At 67.7% G+C, this 2256-nt stretch carries 3 protein-coding genes; 2 read left to right on the top strand and 1 reads right to left on the bottom strand.

The annotated features are described in order from the left end of the window. Window positions 1-268 precede the first annotated feature (268 nt). Together dapB and AC1DRP_RS36280 are read left to right on the top strand one after the other, a co-directional pair. The gene (dapB, locus tag AC1DRP_RS36285; RefSeq protein WP_441507304.1) at window positions 269-1075 is read left to right on the top strand and encodes a 4-hydroxy-tetrahydrodipicolinate reductase; all 807 of its coding nucleotides are present in this window, start codon (window positions 269-271) and stop codon (window positions 1073-1075) included. 10 nt (window positions 1076-1085) lie between these two features. After that, window positions 1086-1709 carry an alpha-ketoglutarate-dependent dioxygenase AlkB family protein gene (locus tag AC1DRP_RS36280; RefSeq protein WP_441507283.1) on the top strand — a complete coding sequence of 208 codons (624 nt, stop codon included), beginning with the start codon at window positions 1086-1088 and terminating at the stop codon, window positions 1707-1709. A 15-nt stretch (window positions 1710-1724) separates the two neighbouring features. On the opposite strand, the gene AC1DRP_RS36275 is transcribed toward AC1DRP_RS36280, so the two are convergent. Continuing rightward, window positions 1725-2256, bottom strand: a 532-nt coding sequence (locus tag AC1DRP_RS36275; RefSeq protein WP_476771104.1) for a trimeric intracellular cation channel family protein, incomplete at its 5' end; no start/stop codon positions are given.

The raw sequence follows: 2256 nt of genomic DNA, 5'->3' as shown, positions 1-2256 counted from the left end.
ACACTGGACCTTCGTGCGCTCGCGCGGCGGTGACTGGAAGCTCTCGGGCATCCAGCAGGCTGCCTGACGCGACAGGCATCGTAGCAAGGATCGACGGCCGGGAGCTTCCCCGGCCGTTTTCGTTTCGGCGCTGTGCGGGCCGGTCTTGTCGCCTTGTTCGAGCATCCACCCGGGGACGAAGGCAGAGTGGTTTCGCGTGATGCGGTGATGCTCTATAGCCGCTGCGTCACCATCCTCGACTGGTCAGGAGCTTCCCCTCATGAGCGACATGCGTCTCGTCGTTGTCGGCGCCGCCGGGCGCATGGGGCGAATGCTGATCAAGGCGATCACCGAGGCCGAGGGCTGCACCGTTTCGGCCGCGATCGAGCGTTCGGGCTCCGCTGCGCTGGGGCAGGATGCCGGCATTCTGGCGGGCTTGCCTGCACTGGGGGTGCCGGTGACCGACGATGCGCTGCCGGCCTTCGTTGAAGCTGAGGGCGTGCTGGATTTCACGGCGCCTGAGGCCACGGTCGCTTTTGCGGCCCTCGCCGCGCAGGCCCGCATCGTCCACGTCGTCGGGACCACGGGTATGGAGCCGGTCCATCTCGCCAAGCTCGAGGCGGCTGCGCGCCATGCTGCGATCATCCGCTCCGGCAATATGAGCTTGGGCGTGAACCTGCTGGCAGCCCTGGTCCGCAAGGTTTCTGCCACGCTGGGTACGGACTGGGATATCGAGATCGTCGAGATGCATCACCGGATGAAGGTCGATGCGCCATCGGGCACGGCGGTGCTGCTCGGCGAGGCCGCGGCACAGGGGCGGGATGTCTCTCTCGCTGAGACCCGCGTCGCCTCGCGCGATGGCCATACCGGCGTCCGCCCTCCCGGCGCGATCGGGTTTGCGGCGTTGCGCGGCGGCACCGTCGTTGGCGATCACAAGATCATCTTCGCTGGTGCGGGCGAGCGGCTGGAACTGGCGCATGTCGCCGAGGACCGTGGCCTGTTTGCGCAAGGCGCGGTCAAGGCGGCGCTCTGGGGCAGGGGGCGTAAGCCCGGCCTCTACTCGATGGCTGACGTCCTCGGCCTCGATACCCTGTGACGGCGCGCCCGTGACCAGGCTTGCCGTCGCTCCCGGCGTATTTCATTGGCCGGGCTATCTTTCACCCCAGATGCAGTCGGCGCTGCTGGCCGAACTGCGCGAGGTTGCCCGGCAGGCGCCATTCTTCTCACCGCGGATGCCGAAGACCGGCAAGCCGTTCTCCGTGCGAATGACCAATTGCGGCTCGCTGGGATGGGTGTCGGATCTGGCCGGCTATCGTTACCAGGCCCAGCATCCCGAGACCGGCGCGCCCTGGCCGCCGATGCCGGCCGTGTTGCTCGATGCCTGGCGTGCGCTTGCCTGTTACCCGCACCCTCCTGAGGCCTGCCTGGTCAATTTCTACGAGGCGAGCGCGAAGATGGGCCTGCACCAGGATCGTGACGAGCGGGAGTTCGACGCGCCGGTGCTGTCGCTGTCGCTCGGCGACACGGCGGTCTTCAGGATCGGCGGCACGGAACGCGGCAGCAAGACCGTCTCGCTGAAACTTGCCTCGGGCGATGCATTGCTTTTCGGTGGCGAGGCGCGCCTTGCCTATCACGGGATCGACAGGATACTGGCGGGCTCGTCAGCCCTGCTGCCGCAGGGGGGGCGGATCAATCTGACCTTGCGGCGCGTGACGAAGCCAGGAGGGTGATCGGGGTGAGGCTGATCAGGCAGAACCTGAGCCAGGCAGATTCGGAAACGACCAGCCGAGCAGGATCGAGCCGGCGCGCAAGCCAAATCCGGCTGCTATGCCCCCGAGCATTACCAGGAGCGGGCTGACGCCGAGACCGGACAGGAACGCCGTCATGGTTGCCCCAGTCGCCGCCGCCGTAACGTAGAAATCCCGGCTCCATAGCACCATTGGCCTGTCGCCGGCGAGGATGTCGCGCAGGATGCCGCCGAAGGAGGCGGTCACCGCTCCCAGCGCCACCGCCGAGAGGACCGGGACGCCGGCCATCAGCGCCTTCTGCGTGCCGACGACCGCGAAAAGCGCAAGCCCCGCGGCATCGGCCCAGACGAGCATGCGCTTGCCCATCCAGCCATCAAGCGTGCCGGGACGAAAATAGGCCGTTGCCCAGGCCGCAAGCGCGACGATCGTGCAGACGATCACGTCCGACGGCGCCTGCACCCAGCCGACGCCGCGGTCGAGCACGAGATCGCGCAAGGTGCCGCCGCCGACGCCAGTGACGGTCGCAAGC

It is taken from the genome of Allobosea sp. 01N443, assembly GCF_056399325.1.
This window is presented reverse-complemented; position numbering and strand designations above follow the sequence as displayed.

Excerpts from the sequence above, each read along its gene's own strand:
- dapB (WP_441507304.1), top strand. The coding sequence starts at position 269 with ATGCGTCTCGTCGTTGTCGGCGCCGCCGGGCGCATGGGGCGAATGCTG.